20 protein-coding genes are annotated in these 21,671 nt (G+C 66.0%); 7 read left to right on the forward strand and 13 right to left on the reverse strand.

Features of this window, described 5'->3' with window-relative positions:
* Positions 1–52: 52 nt before the first annotated feature.
* Positions 53–976 (reverse strand): LysR family transcriptional regulator, encoded by a 924-nt coding sequence (locus CA2_RS06375; protein WP_042414039.1) that lies wholly within the window; start codon positions 974–976, stop codon positions 53–55.
* A 65-nt stretch (positions 977–1,041) separates the two neighbouring features.
* On the opposite strand from CA2_RS06375, the gene CA2_RS06380 reads away from it, so the two are divergent.
* The 3 genes from CA2_RS06380 to CA2_RS06390 all read left to right on the forward strand — a co-directional run bounded on the left by CA2_RS06380 (position 1,042) and on the right by CA2_RS06390 (position 3,165).
* Positions 1,042–1,659, forward strand: a complete 618-nt coding sequence (locus CA2_RS06380) for a LysE family translocator (protein WP_042414043.1) — start codon at positions 1,042–1,044, stop codon at positions 1,657–1,659.
* A 151-nt stretch (positions 1,660–1,810) separates the two neighbouring features.
* Positions 1,811–2,467: an arylformamidase gene (gene kynB, locus CA2_RS06385; protein ID WP_042414046.1), complete on the forward strand. Its 657-nt coding sequence runs from the start codon at positions 1,811–1,813 to the stop codon at positions 2,465–2,467.
* Positions 2,468–2,505: 38 nt separating this feature from the next.
* Positions 2,506–3,165 carry a 3'-5' exonuclease gene (locus tag CA2_RS06390; protein WP_042414049.1) on the forward strand — a complete coding sequence of 220 codons (660 nt, stop codon included), beginning with the start codon at positions 2,506–2,508 and terminating at the stop codon, positions 3,163–3,165.
* Between the two features lie 98 nt (positions 3,166–3,263).
* On the opposite strand, the gene CA2_RS18730 is transcribed toward CA2_RS06390, so the two are convergent.
* Positions 3,264–3,800, reverse strand: a complete 537-nt coding sequence (locus CA2_RS18730; RefSeq protein WP_169741451.1) for a methylated-DNA--[protein]-cysteine S-methyltransferase — start codon at positions 3,798–3,800, stop codon at positions 3,264–3,266.
* Between the two features lie 166 nt (positions 3,801–3,966).
* Between CA2_RS18730 and CA2_RS06400 the strand changes: the two genes are divergently transcribed.
* Positions 3,967–5,163: an MFS transporter gene (locus CA2_RS06400; protein ID WP_081888894.1), complete on the forward strand. Its 1,197-nt coding sequence runs from the start codon at positions 3,967–3,969 to the stop codon at positions 5,161–5,163.
* Positions 5,164–5,299: 136 nt separating this feature from the next.
* Here CA2_RS06400 and CA2_RS06405 read toward each other — a convergent pair whose 3' ends face one another.
* Together CA2_RS06405 and CA2_RS06410 are read right to left on the reverse strand one after the other, a co-directional pair.
* On the reverse strand, positions 5,300–6,511 hold the full coding sequence (locus tag CA2_RS06405) for an FAD-dependent monooxygenase (RefSeq protein ID WP_042414058.1): 1,212 nt from the start codon (positions 6,509–6,511) through the stop codon (positions 5,300–5,302).
* Between the two features lie 223 nt (positions 6,512–6,734).
* On the reverse strand, positions 6,735–7,025 hold the full coding sequence (locus CA2_RS06410; RefSeq protein WP_042414217.1) for an H-NS histone family protein: 291 nt from the start codon (positions 7,023–7,025) through the stop codon (positions 6,735–6,737).
* 225 nt (positions 7,026–7,250) lie between these two features.
* Between CA2_RS06410 and CA2_RS06415 the strand changes: the two genes are divergently transcribed.
* Entirely contained in the window at positions 7,251–8,096 is an 846-nt protein-coding gene (locus CA2_RS06415) for a symmetrical bis(5'-nucleosyl)-tetraphosphatase (protein WP_042414062.1), read from the forward strand.
* Positions 8,097–8,172: 76 nt separating this feature from the next.
* Here the strand turns inward: CA2_RS06415 and CA2_RS06420 are convergent, their stop codons facing one another.
* Both CA2_RS06420 and ypfJ read right to left on the reverse strand, forming a co-directional pair.
* A complete protein-coding gene (locus CA2_RS06420) occupies positions 8,173–9,591 on the reverse strand; it encodes a DEAD/DEAH box helicase (protein WP_042414065.1) in 1,419 nt (472 codons plus the stop codon).
* A 211-nt stretch (positions 9,592–9,802) separates the two neighbouring features.
* On the reverse strand, positions 9,803–10,663 hold the full coding sequence (ypfJ, locus tag CA2_RS06425) for a KPN_02809 family neutral zinc metallopeptidase (RefSeq protein WP_042414068.1): 861 nt from the start codon (positions 10,661–10,663) through the stop codon (positions 9,803–9,805).
* Positions 10,664–11,034: 371 nt separating this feature from the next.
* On the opposite strand from ypfJ, the gene CA2_RS06430 reads away from it, so the two are divergent.
* Positions 11,035–12,726 carry a diguanylate cyclase gene (locus CA2_RS06430; RefSeq protein WP_042414071.1) on the forward strand — a complete coding sequence of 564 codons (1,692 nt, stop codon included), beginning with the start codon at positions 11,035–11,037 and terminating at the stop codon, positions 12,724–12,726.
* 61 nt (positions 12,727–12,787) lie between these two features.
* On the opposite strand, the gene dcd is transcribed toward CA2_RS06430, so the two are convergent.
* From dcd to CA2_RS06445, 3 genes are all read right to left on the reverse strand, one after another.
* Positions 12,788–13,354, reverse strand: coding sequence for a dCTP deaminase (dcd, locus tag CA2_RS06435; protein ID WP_042414074.1), 567 nt, complete (start codon positions 13,352–13,354; stop codon positions 12,788–12,790).
* A 64-nt stretch (positions 13,355–13,418) separates the two neighbouring features.
* Positions 13,419–14,717 (reverse strand): guanine deaminase, encoded by a 1,299-nt coding sequence (gene guaD / locus CA2_RS06440; protein WP_042414077.1) that lies wholly within the window; start codon positions 14,715–14,717, stop codon positions 13,419–13,421.
* Between the two features lie 196 nt (positions 14,718–14,913).
* A complete protein-coding gene (locus CA2_RS06445; RefSeq protein ID WP_042414079.1) occupies positions 14,914–16,014 on the reverse strand; it encodes a BMP family ABC transporter substrate-binding protein in 1,101 nt (366 codons plus the stop codon).
* A 193-nt stretch (positions 16,015–16,207) separates the two neighbouring features.
* Here CA2_RS06445 and CA2_RS06450 point away from each other — a divergent pair, with 193 nt between their 5' ends.
* Entirely contained in the window at positions 16,208–16,657 is a 450-nt protein-coding gene (locus tag CA2_RS06450) for an HIT family protein (RefSeq protein WP_042414082.1), read from the forward strand.
* 153 nt (positions 16,658–16,810) lie between these two features.
* Here CA2_RS06450 and CA2_RS06455 read toward each other — a convergent pair whose 3' ends face one another.
* The 4 genes from CA2_RS06455 to CA2_RS06470 form a co-directional block, all read right to left on the reverse strand.
* Positions 16,811–17,875 (reverse strand): adenosine deaminase, encoded by a 1,065-nt coding sequence (locus CA2_RS06455; RefSeq protein WP_042414086.1) that lies wholly within the window; start codon positions 17,873–17,875, stop codon positions 16,811–16,813.
* Between the two features lie 2 nt (positions 17,876–17,877).
* On the reverse strand, positions 17,878–18,852 hold the full coding sequence (locus CA2_RS06460) for an aromatic ring-hydroxylating dioxygenase subunit alpha (protein ID WP_042414220.1): 975 nt from the start codon (positions 18,850–18,852) through the stop codon (positions 17,878–17,880).
* 104 nt (positions 18,853–18,956) lie between these two features.
* On the reverse strand, positions 18,957–20,105 hold the full coding sequence (locus tag CA2_RS06465; protein ID WP_042414089.1) for a BMP family ABC transporter substrate-binding protein: 1,149 nt from the start codon (positions 20,103–20,105) through the stop codon (positions 18,957–18,959).
* A gap of 314 nt (positions 20,106–20,419) precedes the next feature.
* Positions 20,420–21,577, reverse strand: coding sequence for a BMP family ABC transporter substrate-binding protein (locus CA2_RS06470; protein WP_042414093.1), 1,158 nt, complete (start codon positions 21,575–21,577; stop codon positions 20,420–20,422).
* Between the last annotated feature and the right edge of the window lie 94 nt (positions 21,578–21,671).

Genomic DNA, 21,671 nt, shown 5'->3' on the forward strand with positions numbered 1-21,671 from the left:
GCAGCCCGGACGGCCGCGCCGCTGCGACAGCCCAGGGCCGTACTGCACTGCGCTAGGCCTGGGCCCGCAACCACGCCAGCAGATCGGCCTGCAGGCTGCCGGGCTGGATGGGCTGCGGCGCCAGCAGGCAGTAGCGCGATCCGTCCTCGACAAAGCCCAGCGGCGCCGCCAGCACCCCGCTGTCCAGGTCGTCGCGCACCATGTGCCAGGGGCCGATGGCCACCCCCAGCCCCGCCACGGCCGCCTGCAGGCTGAAGTAGAAGTGCTCGAAGGTCTGCCCCGCCCCCTCGGGCAGGGGCTGGCCGGCCGCCGCGGCCCACTGCGCCCAGGCCCCGGGCCGCGTGCGCGTATGCAGGCAGGGGACACCGGGTGGGCACCCCGCCTGTGCCGGTGCCACGCCAAACCAGGCCGCCACCTTGTCCGGGCGGCAGACCGGCCCGACCTGCTCCGCAAACAGGGGCGCGGCATGGCAGCCGGGCGGCCAGGGGAAATCGTTGCGGCGGATGGCCAGATCCATGCCGCTGCCAAAGGCAAACGGCCCGCCCCCGGCAACCAGGTGCACCTCCACCCCCGGGTGCCGGGCCTGGAAGTCCGGCCAGCGTGGAATCAGCCAGCGCATCAGCAGGGTCGGCTCGCACGACAGCACCCAGCGCCGCTGCTGGCGGGCGCTGGCGCGCAGTTCCGCCACCGCCTGGCGCATCAGATCCAGCCCCTGGCCCACGGCCCGCGCCAGCGTGCGCCCCGCGTCGGTGAGGTAGACGCGCCGGCTGCGGCGCTCGAACAGGGCCACGCCCAGCTCCTCCTCCAGCAGGCGCACGGCACGGCTGACGGCGCCATGCGTCAGGTGCAACTCGTCGGCGGCGCGGCTGAAGTGCTCCAGGCGTGCCGCCGCCTCGAAGCAGCGCAGCGCCAGCAGCGAGGGCAGGCGGGCGCTGTTGATTGGTGATTCCAATTCACCATCTTTGTCAGAAATCATCGTTATGCCATCCCGTTTCAGCCTTTTAGCATGGAGGCCATTCGCATTGATTCACAGGATAGAGCATGACCGAATGGATAGCTGTCATCACCATCACCTTGCTGGCCGTCATCAGCCCCGGCCCGGATTTCGCCATGGTCACGCGCAACAGCCTGCTGCTGTCGCGCCGCGCCGGGGTGGGAACGGCGCTGGGCATCGCCCTGGGCGTGCTGGTCCACGTCACCTACACCCTGGTCGGCGTGGGGCTGCTGATCCAGCAGTCCATGGTGCTGTTCCAGGTGCTCAAGCTGGTCGGCGCCGCCTACCTGATCTACCTGGGCATGAAGATGCTGCGCACCCGCGCCAGCACCCCGCAGACCGACCACGCCGCCGCGGCACTGTCGGATGCCGCCGCGCTGCGCACGGGCTTTCTGACGAATGTGCTGAACCCCAAGACCACCGTGTTCATCGTCAGCCTGTTCATGCAGGTGGTGCAGCCGGACACGCCGCTGGCGGTGCAGATCGGCTATGGCGCCTTCATTGCGCTGGCCCATGCGGCGTGGTTCAGCCTGGTGGCACTGTGTTTTTCGGCCGGCGCAGTGCGGGCGCGGCTGCTGGCCGTGCGCCACTGGATCGACCGGGCCTTTGGCGGACTGCTGGTCAGCCTAGGCCTGCTGCTGGCCATAGCCCGCGGGTCGCGCTGAGCCGTCACGGCCTGCGCTGGGCCTGCACCGGCCACCCCGGCATGTCGGCCTCCCCGTGACCCCACGACCCTCAAAGGGCAAGTGCCTGCAGGCCGCGCCAGACGCCCCCACGGCCCAGCTGTGGTGCAATAACCCCCTAGCCGCCCGCACCATGCCCACCACCAACGCCCCGTCCGTCTGGGACATTTCCGCCCCCGTGCACCGCGCCAGCCCCGTCTATCCGGGGGATGCGCCCTATCAGCAACGCTGGAGCGCCAGCATGGCCGAGGGCAGCGTGGTCAACCTCAGCACCCTCAGCCTGTCGCCCCACGTGGGCACGCACGCCGATGCACCGCTGCATTACGACGCACAGGGCGCTGCCGCCGGCGCGCTGGACCTGGCGCCCTACCTGGGGCCCTGCCGCGTGGTGCATGCCATCGGCTGCGGGCCGCAGGTGCAATGGCAGCACCTGGCCCACGCCATCACGCCCGACCTGCCGCCGCGCCTGCTGGTGCGCACCTACCGGCAGGCACCGCAGGGCTGGGACCCCCAGCTCAGCGGCATCGCCCCCGAGGTGCTGGCGCGCCTGGCGGACCTGGGGCTGCGCCTGATCGGCATCGACACCGCCAGCATCGACCCGGCCAACAGCCACGCGCTGCACAGCCACCAGGTGGCACGCACGCGCCAGCTGCGCGTGCTGGAAAACCTGGTGCTGGACGCCGTGCCCGAGGGCGACTACGAACTCATCGCCCTGCCCCTGAAGCTGATGGAGGCCGAGGCCTCACCCGTGCGCGCCGTGCTGCGAAATTTGGGCACACAATCGGGCTAAAGTGCTGACTGGACCAGCACAGACAGCTATCAAAAACCATGCAACAACGCATTGCCATCCTGGACTTTGAAACCACGGGCATGAGCCCCGCCCACGGCGCGCGCGCGGCCGAGGTCGGCATCGTGCTGGTGGAGGGCGGGCGCATCGTCGACCGTTTCCAGAGCCTGATGGATGCCGGGCAGAGCATGCCGTGGAACATCACCCAGCTCACCGGCATCAGCAGCGCCATGCTGCGCGCAGCGCCGCCGGCCGACCACGTCATGCGCGAGGCCGCCGCCTTTGTGGGCAGCACGCCCCTGGTGGCGCACAACGCGGCCTTCGACCGCAAGTTCTGGGTGGATGAGCTGCAGCGCGCCGGCTGCGATGCCACGCAGCCCTTTGCCTGCACCGTGCTGCTGTCGCGCCGCCTCTACCCCGAGGCGCCCAGCCACTCGCTGGGCCGCATCGTGCGCCACCTGCAGCTGCCGCCGGCCGACAAGGCCCACCGCGCGCTGGCCGATGCCGAGATGACGGCCCACCTGCTGCTGCGCATGCAAAGCGATTTGCAGCGGCGCTGGCACATTCCCGATCCGCACCACGGCCTGTTGTGCAGCCTGCAAAGCTGCCAGCGCGCCCACGTGGCGGCCCTGCTGCAGCGCAGCGCGCAGCAGCAAACCCAGCCGATGCTGCCGGGGCTGGACATCACGGCGGCGGGCTGAGCCTTCATGTTCTGTAGCGGGTAGCGCAGCCGCTTCAAGGCTTTTAAGGTGTTTTCTGGCTGAAACGCCCTGCCATCCAGCGCCGGCCGCTCCTTGTTTCAAGCCGCTTCCTGCGCCAGCAATTGCTGCTTGCGCGCCAGACCCCAGCGGTAGCCGCCCAGGCCGCCATCGCTGCGCAGCACGCGGTGGCAGGGCACCAGCACCGCCACCGGGTTGACCGCGCAGGCACTGGCCACGGCGCGCACGGCCCGTGGTTGGCCCAACGCCTGGGCCAGCTGGGTGTAGGTGCAGGTCTGCCCACCGGGAATGCGCTGCAGCGCTGCCCAGACCCGGCGCTGAAAGTCCGTGCCGCCCACCACGTCCAGCGGCAGGCTGTGCGCCTGCGCCGGGTGGGCCAGCGCCACCAGCACCTCATCGCTCCAGTGGTGCAACGGCGTTCCGCCCGTCGCCAGCTGCGCCTGCGGATAGCGCTGCGCCAGCTCCTGCACCAGACTGGCCTTGTCATCGCCCAGCAGCACGGCCGCAATCCCCTGGCCGGTGGCCGCCACCAGCACCTGCCCCTGCGGACAGCTGCGCACCGTGTAGTGCAAAACCAGGGGGGCGGGCGGTGTGGAGGGCGTCGGGCGGGTGGGCATGCCGTGCACTGTATGCGAGCCGACCCCGTGCGCCAAGGGCAAGCCCCTAACCACAGGAGACAGCGCGTGCGCCGGCTTGCCGCTACGCTTGCGCCCAGGAGAGATGTAGCCCGTGACCACCCCACCCACCACCGCCCAGACGCACACGCACCGCCAGCTCTGGGTCATGCTGCTGGCCTTGCTCAGCGGTTTTGCGCTCAGCCAGGCGTTTCGCACCATCACCGCCATCCTGGCGCAGGGGCTGCAGCAGGATTTCGGCATCAGCGCCAGCTCCCTGGGCGCTTTCGCCGGGCTGTTCGGCCTGTCGTTCGGTGTGGCCCAGTTGCTGATGGGCATCGGCATGGACCTGTACGGCCTGCGCCGCACCGTACTCACCGCCTTCCCGCTGGCCGCGCTGGGGGCGGGCGTGTCGGCCGCCGCACCCAGCTACGGCTGGCTGATGCTGGGCCAGCTGCTGATCGGCGTGGGCTGCTCGCCCGCCTTCCTGGCCTGCACCATCTTCATCGCCCGCCACTTTCCGGCCGACCGGTTTGCCTTCTTCTCGGGCCTGTCCATGGGTGTGGGCGGCCTGGGCCTGCTGTTCACCGGAACCCCGCTGGCATGGGTGGTGGAGCTGGGCGGCTGGCGCAGCGGCTTTTGGCTGCTGTGCGGGCTGTGCGTGGCGTCCTGGCTGCTGATCTTCGCCATGGTGCACGAGCCGCGTTTGCCGCAGGCGCCCAGCACGAACAAGGAATCCTGGGGCCAGGCCTTTGTGCGCCTGGCCGAGCTGCTGACCCTGCCCCACACCTGGGGCATGCTGGTGCTGGGCATGTCCTGCTACGCGGCCTTTCTGTCGCTGCGCGGCCTGTGGCTAGGGCCCCTGCTGATGGACCGCCACAGTTTCAGCCTGGTCAGCAGCGGCCACGTGGCGTTCGGCGTGTCGCTGATTTCGCTGTTCACGCCCGCCATGTTCGGCCGCCTGGACCCGGGCACGCTGCGCCGCCGCACCTGGCTGGGCTGGCTGTCGCTGCTGATGGCCGCGCTGTTCGTGACCCTGGCGCTGTGGCACCACCCACTGGCCAATGTGCTGACCCTGGTCGCCATGGCCCTGCTGTCCGGCTACAGCCTGCTGCAGTACGCGGACGTGCGCGCCTCCTACCCCAACCACATGACCGGGCGGGCGCTGTCGCTGTTCACCATGTCCATGTTCCTGGGCGTGGCGCTGATGCAGTGGTTCACCGGCGTGGTGGCCGCCTGGGCCACGCGCCAGGGCTGGGAGGCCTACACCGCCGTGGCCCTGACAATTGCCCTGTGGCTGGCCTGTGCCTCCACCGCCTACCGCCTGCTGCCGGCCTCGCCGCTGCTCAAGGCCACGGCTGCCTGAGTCCGGAGTTATGAGCAACCCACCTGGGGTGGAGGCCTGGGACTGACACCTGCATGGTCTGCCCAGGACTGACGCTCTACCAGGACACGTAAGGCCTCACACGCCAGCCACAGGCCCACCCGCACCTTCCCCCGTTTTACAAGCTGCTGGCGCTGGATCCATCCCCGCGGTACAGCCAGGGCACATCCATCAGGCGGGCACCCAGCAGGCGCATGGACAAATCACGCCCCCAGCGCACCGGTCCGGTGGCGTGGAAGATGTTGCCATTGCGGATGGAGCGCGCCTGCACGCGGGCGTTGCGCTCCCAACGGTTCAGGGCATAACGGCGCAGCCGCAGCGCCACGTCCAGGTCGTCCATGGCCAGGGCGCGTTGCAGCTCGGCCGCATCCTCGATGGCCATGCCCGCGCCCTGGGCCAAGTAGGGGCGCATCGGGTGGGCGGCATCGCCAATCAACCCGACCAGGCCCTTGGCCATGCCTTCGGGCCCCTGCAAGGGTGTGCGGTCCGACAGCGGCCACAGGCGCCACGCCTTTCCGGCCGCAGGCACGCTGCGCACCAGGTCCTGCAGGCTGCTGGCGCAGCCCTGCAGCGCCTGCTCCAGGGCCTGGGCATTGGCGGCGTGGTCCCAGTGCTCCATGTCCTCGGGGGCTGCGCCCTCGATGATGACCACGATATTCATCATCTCCCCGCGGCGCACGGGGTAGTGCACGGCATGCATGTGCGGTCCCAGCCACACGGTCACTTCATTGCTGCGCCAGCCGGCGGGCACATCGGCCATGGGCAGCAGCGCACGGTACGCCAGATGGCCCGACACCCGGGGCCGGCTGGCATCGCCCAACAGCGGGCCACGCAGCTTGCTCCACACCCCGTCGGCCAGCATCAGGGCATCCCCCTCGATCTCTTTGTTCAGCGAGGTGCGAATGGTGGTCACGCGCTCGGTGCCCAGCACCTCCACCACTTCCTGGCCAGGATTGATGAACACATCCGCGCGCTCACTGGCGGCATACCACAGCAGACTGTGCAGGTCGGCGCGGTGGATGGTGACATAGGCCGCACCGTAGCGGTCCACCATGCTCTGCCCCAGCGGCGCACCCGCCAGCACCTTGCCGCTGCGGCCGCAGCGGGCCACCAGTTGCTGGGGCACGGACGCCACGGCGTGCAGGGCCTTCTGTAGCCCCCAAGCCTGCAAGCGGCGCACCACGTTGGGCCCCAGCTGCACGCCGGCCCCCACCTCGGAGAATTCCTGCGCCCGCTCAAACAAGCGTGCGTCCCAACCCGCGTGCGATGCGCCCAGAGCGGCGGCCATCCCTGCGATGCCGCCACCAGCAATCAATACTTGTTTTCTCATGCGCTAAATTGTGGCGCCGAAACCGTGCGCAGCGCGCGAGCCGGCGCGGCAATCTCTGACGTCCAGCAAATCGGTCCCACAATTCATGCGGAACGCAGCGCAGGCACCACACCCAGGATTTAGTGGCGTCCGCAAGGCACGGGTTTGAAAATACCCCAACCGCATTAAATAAAAAATCTATGAGATATTTAAAATCAATAAAGCCCGCTGATGCGGGCTTGAATCAAATTTCAAACTTGCTGCGGTCCTGATCTTGAATCCATTTTGGAGGCTTGCCACGGCCAGTCCAGGTTTCCCCGGTTTCAGGATGGCGATATTTGGGTGGCACCTTACTGCCAGCACCACCGCTGCGTGCAGCGCGCGCAGGCGGGAAAACATCTTCGGCCGTCAACCCATATTCATCCACCAGCGACCGCACTTTGGCCACAGCGTCCATCAGCTCGCGCTTGCGGGCATCCTGGATTTGTTTTTCCAGTTCGTCACGTTGCTTCAACAGGTCTTGGTAAGAGGTCATTTGCATGCATCCTTTCGTTGATGAAAATGATTATAGATACCCGGAAAATGATTGAATGCATTTCTGCAGCATGCAACAGCGACTGAAGCGCATTCACAACTACGTATTTACCACATTCACGATTGGATTCACGGCCTGGTCACCCTGGTGAGTCTCTAGCGCCATAAGATCGATGCCATCTGTCACTGAATGGCCGATGGCATTCAATATTTTCCGGATTGAAAAGTGTCTACTTACTTGATTGGAGATATCCAGGGCTGCGACAGCGCCTTGGTGCGCCTGCTGCAACACATCGATTTCTCCCCGAGCCGCGACACCCTGTACCTGCTGGGTGACCTGATCAACCGGGGCCCGGCTTCCGCCGACGTTCTGCGCCGCTGCATGGAATATGGCGATGCGGTGAAACCCCTGCTGGGCAATCACGACCTGCATTTGCTGGCCAGTGCCCATGGGGTGCGCAAACCCGGGCGGCGCGATACTTTGCAAACCATTCTGGATGCCCCCGACCGCCAGGATTTACTGGCGTGGGTGGCACAACAACCTTTGGCCCGGTGCCTGGAAAATCCCCAGGGGCAGCAGCTTTTAATGGTCCACGCCGGGGTTTTACCGCAATGGAGCCTGAAAGACGTGATGGCCCTGGCGCAGGAAGTCCACGATCATATTCGCAGCGAGGGATTGCCGGAGTTTCTGCAGCACATGTATGGCAATACGCCGAATCAATGGCATGCCACGCTGACAGGCCATGACCGGCTGCGCGTGATTGTGAATGCCTTGACCCGCATCCGGTTTTGCACGCCCGGTGGTGCCATGGATTTTGAAAGCGCGGAATCGGCCGAAGCGGCACCGGTCGGCCTGGTGCCCTGGTTTGAATGCCCGGACCGCCAGACACGCGATGTCATGGTCGCATTCGGCCATTGGTCGACCCTGGGATTGATCAACCGCCCCAACCTGATGGCACTGGATACCGGCTGCGTCTGGGGCGGCTGTCTCAGCGCCATGGAAATCGGCCATGATTTCACCGAGCGCCAATTGCACCAGGTGCACTGCGATCAAGCGCAGCAACCTGGGTGAGCCACGGGCAAACGTTCACCCACAAAAAAGCCACGCTAAAAAGCGTGGCTTTTTCATCCTGCTGCCAACGGCAGCGTCAGTAGCTGCCCGCAGGCTTGAACAGGGCGGCCACCTTGCGCTTGGTCTTCAGGCCAGGGGGCACCGCCTTGGGGCCGGTGCTGCCGGCGGCATCCCAGGATGGCGTGTGGGCGTCGCTGGCCTCGTAGGGCTTGTCAAAGAAAGGATCGGCCGGCGCACTGCGCACAGGGCGGGCACCGCGCATCGGGCGTGTGCTGGGCATGGAGGCGCTTCGCTGCACCTCTTCGCGGCCAGCCACATCCCGGCGTGGATCGCGCTCGCGGTAGCGGCGCGCATCGGGCAATTCAATCGCTTCGACGTTGATCTTCTTCTTGATCAGCTTCTCGATGTCGGCCACCAACCGGGTGTCCGAACTGCTGACCATGGTCACGGCCAGGCCAGAAGCCCCGGCACGGCCCGTGCGGCCAATCCGGTGCACGTAATCCTCGGCGTTGAACGGCACGTCGTAATTGAACACGGCCGGCACATCCTTGATGTCCAGGCCACGTGCCGCCACATCGGTACAGACCAGCAGATCGACTTCCCCCTGCTTGAAAGCTTCCAGGGCCTTCAGACGCTCGTCCTGGCTCTTGTCACCGTGCAGGGCCGCAGCGCGATAGCCATCGCGCTCCAGGGCGCGCGTCAGGCGCGCACAGCCCAGCTTGCTGTTGGAGAAAATGAACGCTTGGCGAATTCCGCGGTCCTTGAGGACGGTGCAAATCGCACGGCGCTTGTCGTCGTCATTGGCGCTGTAAAAACGCTGCTCCACCGTGGACGCTGTCTCGTTGGGGCGCGCCACCTCAATGGTCACGGGATCTTGCAGGTAGCTGCTGGCCAGGCGCTTGATCTCTGGCGAGAAGGTCGCGCTGAACAGCAGGGTGGTACGCGCCTTGGGCAGGTGGCTCAGGATGCGCTGCAGATCGGGCAGAAAACCGATGTCCAGCATGCGGTCGGCTTCATCCAGCACCACGTACTCGACCTGGTTGAGCACCACGTTTTTGGCTTCGATATGGTCCAGCAGACGCCCCGGCGTAGCCACCAGCACCTCGACGCCTTTTTTCAGCTCCAGGGTCTGGGGCTTCATGTCCATGCCACCAAACACCACGGTGCTGCGCAGCTTGGTGTGCTTGGCATACAGCGCGATCTGCTGCGCCACCTGGTCGGCCAGTTCGCGCGTAGGCAACAGCACCAGGGCACGCACGGGATGGCGCGCTGGCGAGGCCGAGCTGTTCTCGTGCCGCATCAAGCGCTGCAGCAGCGGCAGCGAAAAGGCAGCGGTCTTGCCGGTGCCGGTTTGCGCTGCTCCCATCACATCCTTGCCGGTCAAAACCACCGGAATTGCCTGGGCCTGGATGGGGGTCATGGACTCGTAGCCCATTTCGGCCACGGCGCGTGCCAGAGGCTCCGCCAAGAGTAAAGAGGAAAAAGAGCTTGTCATTGAGCCTGCTATTGTCGCACCGAGTACAGAAACCACCTTGTGAGGTCATTAAATCCAGCGTGATCTCGCGGATTCCGTCAGTTTTCAACCTCAAGGATCACAGGATTGGAGCCGTGGCGCCCGGTGCACGCAGGCCGGCTCCAAGGCGGTAGCTCACAGCTGGATGGGCCGTCCCATCCCACACTGGCGCGGCAGCCGCCGAACGTGAGCACTACAGGCTGGCGGCCGAGAAGGTATCACAAGCCTGCACGGAGCCCGACTGCAAACCGGTGCGGAACCAGCGCTGGCGTTGCGCACTGGTGCCATGGGTGAAGCTGTCAGGCACCACCTGCCCGGTCTGCGCACGTTGCAGCGCATCATCACCGATCTTGGCCGCCGCGTTCATGGCCTCCTCGATGTCGCCCTGCTCCAGAATCTGGCGCTGCTGATCAGCATGGTGGGCCCAGACCCCGGCCAGGCAATCGGCCTGCAGCTCCAGCTTCACCGACAGGCGGTTGTAGGCCACCTGGCTGACACGGCCACGCATCTGCTCCACCTGGCCGCTGATGCCCAGCAAATGCTGCACATGGTGGCCCACCTCGTGGGCAATCACATAGGCCTGGGCAAAATCGCCCGGCGCGCCCAATTGGTTCTTGAGCTGGTCGTAAAAAGACAGGTCGATGTAGACCTTCTGGTCACCAGGGCAGTAAAAAGGCCCCATGGCCGCCTGCCCGGTGCCGCAAGCGGTGGGCACGGCACCGCGGAACAGCACCAGCCGCGGCTCACGGTAGGCACCGCCGCCTTGCTGAAAAATCGGGCCCCAAACGTCTTCCGTGTCGGCCAGCACCGTGGACACGAACTGGGCCATGGTGTCATGGGCCGGTGGAGCCTGGGCTGGCGCCGGTGCCTGCACCACGCTGCCCCCGCCACTCAGCACGCCCAGCAAGGTCAGAGGATTGATGCCCAGCACCCAGCCGCCGATCAAGGCCACCACGATGGTGCCGATGCCAATGCTGCGCCCTCCCAGCATCGGTGCACCGTCGCCGCGGCGATCTTCCACATTGTCGGACTGGCGATTGCCTTCCCATTTCATCGGTTGCTCCTCTCATCGTCTGCGGGCCATCCCGTGCGCAGCATACCCGGCATGGCTTCCCGGTGGGGCAGGCCCGTGCGGGCCGGCGCACTCTCTGTCAATCCGAAACTTTGCCACGGCCGCCATGCCATCTGGGCCACGGCCAGCATGGTCTGCAGCGGCCTGTGGACCCGGCTCGCAGGCTATGCCAGGAAAGCGCAGCGCGGTCGGCCAGGCTGTGATTCCCCCTATGGCATGTAGGCGGTTCCCGCCAGACTGCCTCCGGGTAATCCCGCTTTCGCGCACAGTTCGCCGCTGTTTGCATTTATTTTCTGGAGCGGGACCGGTATAACCGAGCCATCCTTACTCTCCCGCTTGTTCCGCCACAGACAATGGTCGAGCCCCCCCCACCGATCCGCAGCCTGCGCACCCAGATCGCCTTGGTCTTCGGCAGTTTCTCTGCGGCCCTGGCCATGGTCGTGTGCTTCATCGCGGGCGAGGTTCTCAAGACACGGCTACAGAACCAGGCGGGCACCGCACTGGGCATCGTGGCCCACAACGCGGGCAACCTGCTGCAGCAGGATTTGCAGCAGCAAATCCGCAGGGCCCAGGTGCTGGCCAGCTCTCCCGAGCTGTGGGAAGAGGGGCTGGACTCACCCTCCGTGGCGCAGCTGCTGCAACGCATGCAGCATTTGAACCCCTACAACGTGTGGATTGGTGTCACCGACATCCATGGCCAGGTGCAGAACGCCACGGGCGGCCTGCTGCAGGGCAGCAATGTCAGCGAACGCCCCTGGTTTCAGGAAGCCTTGCGGGGCCCCTACATCAGTGACGTGCATCCGGCCAAGCTGCTACAGAACCTGCTGCCGCGCAGTGCAACCGGGGAGCCCCTGCGTCTTGTAGATTTCGTCACCCCGATCTACCAATCCGACAGCGGCAAACGCCTGGGGGTGCTCGGCATCCATGCCAACTGGGACTGGGTGCAGGGCGCGATGGACCGCTTGCTGCAGGGTCCTGCCAAATACAGCCAGCAGTCCATCTTCATCTTTGACCGTGCGGGCACGCTCATCTACGCCCCCGGCGGGGCAATCGCCCCCTACCTGGCGCTGGGGCAGGCCTACCCGAAAGCACTGGTCGGCACAGCCCCGCAGCCCCAGTTGGTCACCTGGAAAGACCGTCCCCAACCCTATCTGACGGCGGCCTTGCGCCTGCAGCCCCCCAGTGATGAGAACGACCTGGGCTGGTGGATCGTGGCACGCCAGCCGATGGAAACCGCGTACGCCGATGCCAACCGCGTGCTGTGGATGGCACTGGGCCTGGGCCTGGTCGCAGGATTGTTCGCTGCCTGGATTGCCTGGCGCCTGGCCCGCCATGTCAGCAACGACCTGAAACAGCTGGCCCAGGCCGCCACCCACGTGCAGACGACCCACGACATCGACAGCCTTCCCCTGCTGCACAGCAACCGCGAAGTGTTCCAGCTGTCCCAGGCCCTGTCCGAGATGACGCACAAGCTGCTGCGGGCCAACGAGGAAATGCAGGAGCAGGTGCGCATCCGCACCCTGGAGCTGCAGCAGGCGAATGCCGAGCTGGAATGCCAGGCCAGCACCGACCCGCTGACGGGCCTGCTCAACCGCCGGGGCTTCGAGACCCAGGCCCAGGTGGCGCTGGCACTGGCCATCCGCAGCGGCCGCCCGCTGAGCGTGCTGACCCTGGACATCGACTTCTTCAAGCACATCAACGACCAGTTCGGCCACGATGCCGGCGACCTGGTGCTGACCAGCCTGGCCCACCTGCTGCGCAAACGCCTGCGCCAGGCGGACATCGTGGCGCGCTTCGGGGGCGAGGAGTTTGTGGTGCTGTTGCCCGACACCGATGGCGAGGATGCGCTGCGCACGGGCCACAGCCTGCTGCAGACCATCGAGGAAACACCCATTCCGCAGGTCGGGCACATCACCGCCAGCGCCGGGGTCAGCAGCCTGCAGGCGGGCGACGCGGACGGTCTGACCGACATGCTGCGCCGCGCCGACGATGCCCTGTACCAGGCCAAGCGTACTGGCCGCAACCGCGCCTGCCGCCAGGACTAGCGCAGGCGCAAAAAAGCCGACCAGAGGTCGGCTGGGCGGGGGCAGGCCGTGTGCGGCCGGCTCAGGTGCGCGGCAGGGTCACGCCGTGCTGGCCCTGGTACTTGCCGTTGCGGTCCTTGTAGCTCATCTCGCACTGCTCGTCGCCCTGGAAGAACAGCACCTGGGCGCAGCCTTCACCGGCGTAGATCTTGGCCGGCAGCGGCGTGGTGTTGGAGAACTCCAGCGTCACATAGCCTTCCCACTCGGGCTCGAAGGGTGTCACGTTGACGATGATGCCGCAGCGCGCGTAGGTGCTCTTGCCCAGGCACACGGTCAGCACGTCGCGGGGGATGCGGAAATACTCCACCGTGCGGGCCAGCGCAAAGCTGTTGGGCGGGATGATGCAGTAGTCGCCTTCCATATCGACAAAGCTCTTCTCGTCGAAGTTCTTGGGGTCCACCACGGTGCTGTGGATGTTGGTGAAGACCTTGAATTCACGGGCGCAGCGGATGTCGTAACCGTAGCTGGACGTGCCGTAGCTGATGACCTTCTTGCCGTCGACCTGGCGCACCTGGCCGGGCTCGAAAGGCTCGATCATGCCGTGCTGCTCCGCCATCTGGCGGATCCATTTGTCGCTCTTGATACTCATTGGGAAAATCCTGTTCGCTTGTTTTTTGATAGCGCCATGCGGCTATACAACCAGCGCAAGGGCCCTATTTTGCTTGAGAAACAATGGTTTGCTCAATCAGCCGGTCATCCCCGAGCACGATCATGGCAAAAAGCAGTTCGTCCAGCGAAGCCGCCTGCTGCGTCTTGCGCGCCAGCAAGGGCGTGCAGGCCGGATTGAGGACCACGAAGTCGGCCTCGCAACCGGGCTGCAGGTTGCCGATCACCCCCTCCAGCCCCAGGGCGCGCGCCGCGCCGGCGGTGTGCTGCCACCACAGCTGGCCGGGCTTGAGGCTCAGGCCCTGCTTGCTGTGCTGCTCGCGCCCCACCACATAGGCGGCCTGCATGGTGCGGAAGGGCGAAAAGCTCATGCCCCCGCCCACGTCACTGGCCAGGCCGTACCTGAAACCGGCGGCATCGGCCTGCAAGTAGTCGAAGTAGCCGCTGGACAGGAATAGGTTGCTGGTGGGGCTGATGGCGGCGGCCGTGCCGGTATCGCGCAGCAGGGCGCGGTCGGCGGCATCCAGCCAGATGCAGTGGGCGTAAACGGCGCGCTCGCGCATCAGGCCGAAGCCGTGGTAGACGTCCAGGTAGCTGCGCGCCTGCGGGTACAGCTCGCGCACCCAGCGGATTTCGTCCAGGTTTTCGGAGGCGTGCGAATGCACCCACACGTCCGGGTATTGGGCGGCCAGCGCGCCCGCGCCGCGCAACTGGGCCTCGCTGCTGGTGGGCGCAAAGCGCGGCGTGATGGCGTAGCCCAGGCGGTCGACGCCGTGCCAGCGCTGGATCAGGGTGTCGGTGTCGATCAGGCCCTGCTCGGTGTCGTCGCGCACGCCATCGGGGCTGTGGCGGTCCTGCAGCACCTTGCCGGCGATCATGCGCATGCCGCGCTGCTGCGCGGCCGTCAGGATGGCATCCACCGACGCGGGGTGCGAGGTGGCAAAGGTCAGCGCCGTGGTCACGCCGTTGCGCAGCAGCTCATCGATAAAGAACTCGGCCACGCCGTCGGCATAGGCCCGGTCGTGGAAGCGCGCCTCGTGCGGGAAGGTGTAGTGCTCCAGCCAGGGCAGCAGGCCGTCGGCCGGCGCACCGATCACATCGGTCTGCGGGTAGTGGATGTGCATGTCCACAAAGCCCGGGGCCAGCAGCTTGCCGGGCAGGTGGACCACCTGCGCACCCGGCAGCCCCACGAACTGCGCCTGCAGCGCCTGCCAGCTGCCGGCCGCCAGCACCCGCTGCTGCCCATGCGCATCCGGTGCCACGGCCAGCAGGCCGTCGCTGTCGTACAGGGGGCTGCCGTCATCGGCAAAGCGGAGCAAGGCACTGCGGTAGATCTGGGTGGGCATGGGCACGGAGCGGGGCAACAAACGGGTTCAGGGGCGGTCAGCGCGGGGCTTCCCAGGAATTCATGCATGAAACATGCCAAACCCTATATGGAAAGCGCGCCAGATGCTCCTTATTTTCAAGCAAACCTGGGGCCCGCGGCATAGGGATTTGCCACCCACTGCCGCAGCACGCCCCAGTATGGCAGGCCCGCCGCGTTCAGCGCACGCTGCCCTGCACGCCGTCCACCAGCCAGTCCATCTGGCGCAGCTGGGTGTCGGTCAGCTGCACGCCCTTGGGAATGCGGACCTGGCCCTGGTTGTCCTTCACGTCGGCCTGGAGTGCGGCAAACGGCTGCAGCTTGCCCTGGGCCATCTGCTGCTGGCGTGCCAGCACCTCGTCGCGCACGGCAGCGGGCAGCTTGGGGCCAAAGGCCTCGACGCGCACCATGCCCTCCTTCACACCGCCCCAGGTGTCGGCGCTTTTCCAGCGGCCCTCCAGCGCGGCCTTGGCGCGCTGGGTGTAGTAGCCGCCCCACTGATGGGTTACGGCCAGCAACTGGGCGTCCGGCCCGTCCTTGCGCATGTCGGAGTGGAAGGCGATCGCCATCTTGCCGCGCTCCTGCGCAGCGGCCATCACGGCCGTGGTCGCCACCTGGAAGGACAGCACATCGGCGCCCTGGTCCATCAGCGTCATGGCGGCGTCGCGCTCACGCGGTGGGTCGAACCAGGCGTTCAGCCACACCACCTTGACCTGGGCCTTGGGGTTGACGCTGCGCATGCCCAGCGTGAAGGCGTTGATGCCCTGCAGCACTTCGGGGATGGGGAAGCCCGCCACAAAGCCGGCCACGCCGGTCTTGCTCATGCGGCCGGCAGCGATGCCGGACAAATAGCGCCCTTCGTAGTTGCGCGCGTTGCCGGTGGCCACGTTGTCCGCCAGCTTGTAGCCGGTCACGTTCTCGAACTTGACCTGGGGGAATTCCTTGGCGACCCGCAGCGTCGGGTCCATGTAACCAAAGCTGGTGGTGAAGATCAGCTGGTGGCCGTTGGCCGCCAGGTCGCGGATCACGCGCTCGGCATCCGGACCTTCGGGCACGTTCGCCACGGCGGTGGACTGCACCTGCGCGCCCAGGGCCTTTTGCATTTCCAGGCGGCCGTTTTCGTGCTGGCGCGTCCAGCCGGCGTCCAGCACGGGCGTGACGTAGACAAAGGCGGCCTTCAGGGGCGCGGTGCTGGGAGTGGCAGGGGTGGCGGCGGTTTGCGCCAGGGACGGGGCGATAACGCAGGCGGCCACGAGCGTGGCTGCGAGGTTTTTGTACATGGTGTTCCTCTACATGGCTCCAGCAACGATGAATTCACGCACCACTGGAGCAACGCGGTACGCGAAGGGAGCGGATTCTAGCGCCGATTGCCCGCCCCTGCATGCCGGGGGCTAACCACACTGGCGGCACCCTGGGTGGTCTGGCTACGATGGCGGCAAGAACCCTTTTCCCTATTTTCAGGAACCCCTTGCCATGCCCATGTTTGTGGACACCTCCCCCCCCGGCCAGTGCATCTTCTGCAAGATCGTGGCCGGCGACATCCCGGCCGCCAAGGTCTACGAGGACGCGCTGACCGTGGCCTTCATGGACATCGGCCAGGTCAACCCAGGCCATGTGCTGGTGGCCAGCAAGCGCCATGCGGTGACGGTGCTGGACCTGACCCCCGAGGAAGCCGCCGCCGTGATGCAGACCGCGCAGCGCGTGGCGGCTGCGGCCCAGACCGCGTTTGCGCCCGATGGCATCACCCTGTTCCAGGCCAATGGCGCCGCCGGCGGGCAGACGGTGTTCCACTTTCACCTGCATGTGCTGCCGCGCCATGCAGGCGACGGCGTGGCCCTGGCCTGGCCGCGCAAGGAACCGGGGGCCCAGGTGCTGCAGACCTATGCCGCGCAGTTGCAGGCGGCCCTGCAGGCCACTGCATAAGCCATAGCAGGCTGCGCAGATGAATCAAGGGGTTGAGGTTCTTATGAACCTCAACCCCTTGTTCTTCAAGCGCTGTGCGCTATGTTTTCAGCATGGCCTGCGCACCGCGCTTCCTGCGCCGCCACGGCAGACCAACCCCGATGCCGCGTCGCCTCAGGACGCCTGGGCCAGCTGTGCCACGCAGTCGTCCAGCTGCTGCACCCAGGCAGCCTGCTGGGCCGGGCTGGCAAACGTCGCCTCCAGGCTGTTGCGGGCCAGCTGGTAGGCCTGCACCGCGCCCATGCCGGTGGCGGCAAACAGCTGCAGGTAGTTGTCGTTCACATAGCCACCAAAGTAGGCTGGATCGTCCGAGTTGACGGTCACGTTCAGCCCCGCCGCCAGCAGGCGTGGCAGGTTGTGGTCGCGCAGGTCGGGGAAGACGCACAGCTTCTGGTTGGACAGCGGACACACCGTCAGCGGCATGCGCGTGGCGGCCAGGTGGCGCATCAGTTCCGGGTCCTGCTCGGACTGCACGCCGTGGTCGATGCGCTCCACCTGCAGGGCGTTGAGCGCGCCCCAGACGTAGGCGGGTGGCCCCTCCTCGCCCGCGTGGGCGACCAGGTGCAGGCCCAGTGCCTTGCAGCGGGCAAACACGCGCTCAAACTTTTCGGGCGGATTGCCACGCTCCGAGCTGTCCAGGCCGATGCCGATGAAGTGCTCGCGGTACGGCAGGGCGGCCTCCAGCGTCTCGAAGGCGGCTTCCTCGCTCAGGTGGCGCAGGAAGCTCAGGATCAGCACCGCGCTAATGCCCCAGCGCGCCTCGGCGTCCTTGCAGGCGCTCGACAGGCCGTGGATCACGGTGGCCATGGGCACGCCGCGCTCGGTGTGGGTCTGGGGGTCGAAGAAGATCTCGGTGCGCACCACGTGGTCGGCGGCAGCGCGCGCCAGGTAGGCCATGGCCATGTCGTAGAAATCGACCTCCTGCAGCAGCACGCTGGCACCGGCGTAGTAGATGTCCAGAAAGCTCTGCAGATCGGTGAAGGCATAGGCCGCGCGCAGCGCTTCCACGCTGGCGTAAGGCAATGTCACACCGTTGCGCTGGGCCAGGGCAAAGATCAGCTCGGGCTCCAGCGAGCCTTCGATGTGCATGTGCAGCTCGGCCTTGGGCATGGTGCACAGCAGCGCGGGCACGTGGGCCGCAGCCATGTGCTGGACGGCGTCGGGAATGGCATAGCTCATGGTCAGCAAACTCCAAAGGTCACGCCGCTGGCCTTGAGGTAGCGGCGGTAGGCGGACGACATGCGGTCGGCCGCCGAATGCAACTCCGCGCGCGGGTCCAGGGGCAGCGCCTTGGGCTGCTGCGACTCCAGCACCGGCTGGTCCTGCGTGAAGATGGTGTGCTGGAAGGCCTGAAGCTGTTCATCGCTGGATTCGAAGTCTGCCACGGCCAGGCGGAACCACACACGGCTGGTGGTGGGGCTCACCGGGCAGATGAAGAGGCCGATCGCCTCGCGCCAGCCGTCCTTGCTGCTGCCGGCTTCGGGAATCTTGGTCAGCAGCGCGGTAAAGGGCGCGGTGACTTCGTAGGTGTAGTGCACCTCGGCCGGCTTGGTGGAGTGCAGGTTGGACATCGGCTGCACGGCCTTGCAGTTGGTGGCCTTCACGCCGCAGGCAGTGTTCTCGACCTGGTACGGCGCCATCTCGGTCGCATCGCGGCTGCCCAGCCAGCCCTCGTGCACGAAGCCGAAGTGCGACATGTCCAGGAAGTTCTCGATGATGCGCGGCGCGCTGGCCTGCACGTCGTAGGGCCCGCAGTTCACCTTGCGCAGGCGCGCGTCGCCCTCGGCCTCGAACACCGGCAGCGGCACCTCGGCCGCCTCCAGTTGCACCCAGATCAGGCCATGGGCTTCCTGCACGCCAAAGGATTTCACGCAGTGCTGTGGGGGCGGGGTGAAGGCCGGCACGGCCGGCACCTTGACGCACTGGCCGCTGCTGGCAAACTGCCAGCCGTGGTAGGGGCACTCCAGCTGGCCGCCCTGGACACGGCCCAGCGACAAGCGCGCACCACGGTGCGGGCAGCGGTCCACAAACGCCTGGGCTGCGCCTTGGGCATCGCGCCACAGCACCAGGTCTTCATCCAACAGGCGCACGGGCACAGGGGCATCGGTCACGGCATGGGCCAGGGCCACGGGGTGCCATTGGTTTTTTTCCATCATCGGGGTCACATTCATCGTCATGGGCGGCATCTTTCCAAAGAAAAAGGCTGCCCGTAGGCAGCCTCTGCAATATCCGAGCCTGGTTCAGGCCCGAATGCCAGTCCTTACTGACCAGGCACCTTGCCTTCCACACCCTTGACGTAGAAGTTGATGCCAGACAGGAAAGCGTCGTCGGCTGCAGCGCCCGTGGCCAGGATTTCCTTGCCGTCATTGCCGGCGATCGGGCCCTTCCAGATCTGGAAGGTGCCCGCCTTCAGGCCGGCCTTGACTTCGTCCACCTTGACCTTGAGTTCGGCAGGCACGTCGGAGGCCACGGAGACCAGGTCGATCGCGCCTTCCTTCACGCCCCACCAGCTGCTGCCCGTGGTCCAGCTGCCGTTGATGGCTTCATTGGCGGCCTTGATGTAGTACGGCGACCAGTCGATGATGGCCGAGCCCAGGTGGGCCTTGGGGCCGTAGGCGGTCATGTCCGAATCCCAGCCGAAGGCGCGCTTGCCCTTTTCCTCGGCCGTCTTCAGCACGGCGGGCGAATCGGTGTTCTGGAACAGGATGTCGGCACCGCCATTGATCAGGCTGGTGGCGGCTTCGGTTTCCTTGGGTGGGCTGAACCATTCGTTGACCCAGACCACCTTGGTGGTGATCTTGGGGTTGACCGACTGCGCGCCCAGGGTGAAGGAGTTGATGTTGCGGATCACTTCAGGGATCGGCACCGATGCCACCACGCCCAGGGTGTTGGACTTGGTCATGCCACCGGCGATCACTCCGGCCATGTAGGCGCCTTCGTAGGTGCGGCTGTCGTAGGTGCGCACGTTCTCGGCGGTCTTGTAGCCGGTGGCGTGTTCGAACTTGACGTCCTTGAAGTCGGGGGCGATCTTCTGCAGCGAATCCATGTAGCCGAAGGTGGTGCCGAAGATCAGCTTGTTGCCCTGGCTGGCCAGGTCGCGCAGCACGCGCTCGGCGTCGGGGCCTTCGGGCACGCTCTCCACATAGCTGGTCTGAACCTTGTCACCCAACGCGTCCTGCATCTTCTTGCGGGCCGTGTCGTGCGCGAAGCTCCAGCCGCCATCCCCCACGGGACCCACGTAGGCGAAAGCGATCTTCAAGGGCTCGGCCTTAGCAGGCGCTTCGGCCGCAGGGGCTGCCGCAGGTGCGGGAGCGGCTTCTTCTTTCTTGCCGCACGCCGCCAGGGCTGTCACGGTCAGCGCCGACACGGCGGTCAGTTTGAACAGGGAACGTTTGTTCAGGTCAGTCATGAATCGTCCTTATGTAGGGGAGTAGCAAACCACTGCAGCAGCGTCTGCAGCGCACGGCAGCTTGCCCGCAGGCATGCCTCCGTTTGCTGAGGGCGTGATGGTTGCACAAAACCAGTGCACTTTTTCAAAAGCCCATCACATCCTAATGCCGGTGTGTCGAAATCCATCCAGCGATCCGGCACGCAGACGGCAAGCGTTGCATTCAGAGCGCACCGCAAGATGCATGCCACCGCCTGTCGCCCACAAAAAAGCCTCCGACAAACGGAGGCCTGGGTATCTGCTGCACGGCGCAGATCGCCGTGCAGCGGGCAGCTTTACTTGCCGGTACCGGGCACGGTACCTTCCACGCCATGGACGTAGAACTTGATGCTGGTGATGAAGGGCATGTCGGCCACTTGGCCATCGGCCAGCAGTTCCTTGCCGGTGTTGTCCTTCAACGGGCCCTTCCAGATCTGGAACGTGCCGTCCTTCAGACCCTGGCGCACTTCAGCCACCTTGTCCTTGATGTTCTGGGGCACGTCGTCCGAGATCTTGACCAGATCCATCGCGCCTTCCTTCACGCCCCACCAGAAGTTCTGGCCGTTCTCCACCTTGCCGTCCAGCGCGTCCTGCACCACCTTGGTGTAGTAAGGCGCCCAGTTGATCACGGCCGAGCCCAGGTGGGCCTTGGGCGCATAGGCGCTCATGTCGCCGTCCTTGCCGAAAGCGTAGACACCGCGCTCTTCCGCCGTCTTCAGCACGGCGGGCGAGTTGGTGTTCTGGTACATCACGTCCACGCCGCCGTTGATCAGGCTGGTGGCCGCTTCGGCTTCCTGGGGTGGGCTGAACCAGGAGTTCACCCACACCACCTTGGCCTTGATCGAGGGATCGACGCTTTGCGCACCCAGCACAAAGGAGTTGATGTTGCGCACCACTTCAGGAATTGGCACCGACGCGACCACACCGATGGTCTTGGTCTTGGTCATGCCACCGGCCACGATGCCGGCCATGTAGGCGCCTTCGAAGGTCTTGGCATCGTAGGTGGCGCTGTTGGCCGCCTGCTTGTAGCCCGTGGCGTGCTGGAAGTTCACGCCGGGCAGCTCGGGGGCCAGCTTCTGCACAAATTCCTGGTAGCCGAAGCTGGTGGCGAACACCAGCTTGGTGCCCTGGGCGGCCATGTCGCGCATCACACGCTCGGCGTCCGGACCTTCGGCCACGCTTTCCACGAAGCTGGTGACGATCTTGTCGCCAAACTTCTCCTGGATGGCCTTGCGGCCCAGATCGTGCTGGAATGTCCAGCCACCGTCGCCAATCGGGCTCACATACACGAAACCAACCTTCAGGGGCTCGGCGTTGGCCGGCGCTGGGGCGGCCGGTGCGGCGGCAGGAGCTGGTGCAGCTTCTTCCTTCTTGCCACAGGCGGCCAGGGTGGCCACGGAGACAGCAGACAGTGCCACCATCTTCAGCACAGTGCGTTTGTGCAGTTTGGACATGGAGTGTTTCCTCGACGTTGATGTAGAAAGCGGGCTGAAACAGCCCGCTGCGCGCTTTGCGTGTCCACTGCCCAGGGCAGCAGACACCAGCGTC

The sequence above is a fragment of the Comamonas aquatica NBRC 14918 genome (assembly GCF_000739875.1).
GTDB classification, from domain to species: domain Bacteria; phylum Pseudomonadota; class Gammaproteobacteria; order Burkholderiales; family Burkholderiaceae_C; genus Comamonas; species Comamonas aquatica.

Coding starts and splice junctions, on each gene's coding strand:
- CA2_RS06445 (WP_042414079.1), bottom strand. CDS start 16,014: ATGTACAAAAACCTCGCAGCCACGCTCGTGGCCGCCTGCGTTATCGCC.
- CA2_RS06465 (WP_042414089.1), bottom strand. CDS start 20,105: ATGACTGACCTGAACAAACGTTCCCTGTTCAAACTGACCGCCGTGTCG.
- dcd (WP_042414074.1), bottom strand. CDS start 13,354: ATGAGTATCAAGAGCGACAAATGGATCCGCCAGATGGCGGAGCAGCAC.
- CA2_RS06450 (WP_042414082.1), top strand. CDS start 16,208: ATGCCCATGTTTGTGGACACCTCCCCCCCCGGCCAGTGCATCTTCTGC.
- kynB (WP_042414046.1), top strand. CDS start 1,811: ATGCCCACCACCAACGCCCCGTCCGTCTGGGACATTTCCGCCCCCGTG.
- CA2_RS06400 (WP_081888894.1), top strand. CDS start 3,967: ATGCTGCTGGCCTTGCTCAGCGGTTTTGCGCTCAGCCAGGCGTTTCGC.
- CA2_RS06470 (WP_042414093.1), bottom strand. CDS start 21,577: ATGTCCAAACTGCACAAACGCACTGTGCTGAAGATGGTGGCACTGTCT.
- CA2_RS06420 (WP_042414065.1), bottom strand. CDS start 9,591: ATGACAAGCTCTTTTTCCTCTTTACTCTTGGCGGAGCCTCTGGCACGC.
- CA2_RS06380 (WP_042414043.1), top strand. CDS start 1,042: ATGACCGAATGGATAGCTGTCATCACCATCACCTTGCTGGCCGTCATC.
- CA2_RS06455 (WP_042414086.1), bottom strand. CDS start 17,875: ATGAGCTATGCCATTCCCGACGCCGTCCAGCACATGGCTGCGGCCCAC.
- CA2_RS06410 (WP_042414217.1), bottom strand. CDS start 7,025: ATGACCTCTTACCAAGACCTGTTGAAGCAACGTGACGAACTGGAAAAA.
- CA2_RS06405 (WP_042414058.1), bottom strand. CDS start 6,511: ATGAGAAAACAAGTATTGATTGCTGGTGGCGGCATCGCAGGGATGGCC.
- CA2_RS06460 (WP_042414220.1), bottom strand. CDS start 18,852: ATGATGGAAAAAAACCAATGGCACCCCGTGGCCCTGGCCCATGCCGTG.
- CA2_RS06430 (WP_042414071.1), top strand. CDS start 11,035: ATGGTCGAGCCCCCCCCACCGATCCGCAGCCTGCGCACCCAGATCGCC.
- CA2_RS06375 (WP_042414039.1), bottom strand. CDS start 976: ATGATTTCTGACAAAGATGGTGAATTGGAATCACCAATCAACAGCGCC.
- CA2_RS18730 (WP_169741451.1), bottom strand. CDS start 3,800: ATGCCCACCCGCCCGACGCCCTCCACACCGCCCGCCCCCCTGGTTTTG.
- CA2_RS06390 (WP_042414049.1), top strand. CDS start 2,506: ATGCAACAACGCATTGCCATCCTGGACTTTGAAACCACGGGCATGAGC.
- guaD (WP_042414077.1), bottom strand. CDS start 14,717: ATGCCCACCCAGATCTACCGCAGTGCCTTGCTCCGCTTTGCCGATGAC.
- ypfJ (WP_042414068.1), bottom strand. CDS start 10,663: ATGAAATGGGAAGGCAATCGCCAGTCCGACAATGTGGAAGATCGCCGC.